General features: G+C 61.4%; 1 protein-coding gene. It reads right to left on the bottom strand.

Annotation, left to right across the window (positions count from 1 at the left end; genetic code table 11):
- A partial coding sequence (locus tag J5M72_RS28695; RefSeq protein ID WP_207868317.1) for a calcium-binding protein occupies positions 1-2127 on the bottom strand: 2127 nt, incomplete at both ends.

The following is a 2127-nucleotide window of genomic DNA, read 5'->3' on the forward strand; positions in this document are numbered from 1 at the left end:
AGCTCGTTGCCGGTACCATTGATAGCGTTGCCGGTCAGCACCAGGTTTTCCAGGTTGGCGCCCAGGCGCCAGTCCACGGATGAGCGCACGGTGTCGATTTCACCGGCCAGGGTGCTGGTTTCGGTGACTGTATCGCCGAGGTTGTCGACGATGTAGGTGTCGTTGCCCAGCCCACCGATCAGTTTGTCAGCGCCCAGACCGCCGTCGAGGACGTTGGCGCCAGAGTTGCCGATCATGTAGTTGGCCAGTTCGTTACCTGTGCCATTGAGATTGGCCGGGCCTGCGAGGAACAGGTTTTCCAGGTTGGCGCCGAGGGTCCAGTTGACCCAGCTCCACACCGCGTCGATTTCGCTGGCCAGGGTGCTGGTTTCGGTAATGGTGTCACCGAGGTTGTCGACGATGTAGGTGTCGTTGCCCAGGCCGCCGATCAGGCTGTCGGCACCGAGTCCGCCATCAATGAGGTTGTCACCCGAATTGCCGGTCAGGGTGTTGTTGACCGAGTTGCCGGTGCCGTTGAGGTTGGCCGAACCCATGAGGGTCAGGTTCTCGACGTTGGCAACGAGGGTGTAGTCGATGGATGAGAATACCCGGTCGAGTGCGGTCAGCGAAGCGTCGGTCTCGATGACGATGTCGCCGACGTTGTCGACGTAATAGGTGTCGCTGCCGTCGCCACCGATCATGGTGTCGGCGCCGAGGCCGCCGTCCAGGGTGTTGGCTGCGGCGTTGCCGGTCAGGCTGTTGTTCAGCTCGTTGCCGGTACCATTGACGGCGTTGCCGGTCAGCACCAGGTTTTCCAGGTTGGCGCCCAGGCGCCAGTCCACGGATGAGCGCACGGTATCGATTTCACCGGCCAGGGTGCTGGTTTCGGTGACTGTATCGCCGAGGTTGTCGACGATGTAAGTGTCATTGCCGAGCCCGCCGATCAGTTTGTCAGCGCCCAGTCCACCGTCGAGGATGTTGGCACCCTCGTTACCGGTGAGCACGTTATTGGCCGCATTACCGGTGCCGTTGAGGTTGGCGGAACCGAGGAGCGTGAGATTCTCGAGATTGGCGCCTAGGGTGTAGTTGATGGACGAGAATACGCGGTCAATGGCGTTTGGCGAGGTATCGGTTTCGATCACCAGATCGCCAACGTTGTCGACGTAATAGCTGTCGTTGCCGTCGCCCCCGACCATGGCATCGGCACCGATGCCACCGTCGAGGGTGTCGTCGCCGGCACCGCCGCTGAGTACGTTGTTGCCGCTGTTGCCGATCAGATAGTTGTTCAGGCCGTTGCCGACACCATTGAGATTGGCGGTGCCTGCGAGGAACAGGTTTTCCAGGTTAGCGCCCAGGGTCCAGTTGACCCAGCTCCACACCGCGTCGATTTCGCTGGCCAGGGTGCTGGTTTCGGTAATGGTGTCACCGAGGTTGTCGACGATGTAGGTGTCGCTGCCCAGGCCGCCGATCAGGCTGTCGGCGCCCAGGCCACCGTCAAGGATGTTGGCGCCAGCGTTGCCGGTCAGGGTGTTGTTGACCGAGTTGCCGGTGCCGTTGAGGTTGGCTGAACCCATGAGGGTCAGGTTCTCGACGTTGGCAACGAGGGTGTAGTCGATGGATGAGAACACCCGGTCGAGTGCGGTCAGCGAAGCATCGGTCTCGATGACGATGTCGCCGACGTTGTCGACATAGTAGGTGTCGCTGCCGTCGCCACCGATCATAGTGTCGGCGCCGAGGCCGCCGTCCAGGGTGTTGGCTGCGGCGTTGCCGGTCAGGCTGTTGTTCAGCTCGTTGCCAGTACCATTGACGGCGTTGCCGGTCAGTACCAGGTTTTCCAGGTTGGCACCCAGACGCCAGTCCACGGACGAGCGCACGGTGTCGATTTCACCGGCCAGGGTACTGGTTTCGGTGACCGTGTCGCCGAGGTTGTCGACGATGTAGGTGTCGTTGCCCAGGCCGCCGATCAGGGTGTCCGACCCGAGACCGCCATCGAGGACGTTGGCACCCTCGTTACCGGTGATCACGTTATTGGCCGCATTACCGGTGCCGTTGAGGTTGGCGGAACCGAGGAGCGTGAGATTCTCGAGATTGGTGCCTAGGGTGTAGTTGATGGACGAGAGTACGCGGTCAATGGCGTTTGGCGAGGTA

This window comes from Pseudomonas sp. 58(2021) (genome assembly GCF_017491585.1).
Taxonomy (GTDB): Bacteria; Pseudomonadota; Gammaproteobacteria; order Pseudomonadales; family Pseudomonadaceae; genus Aquipseudomonas; species Aquipseudomonas fluorescens_BT.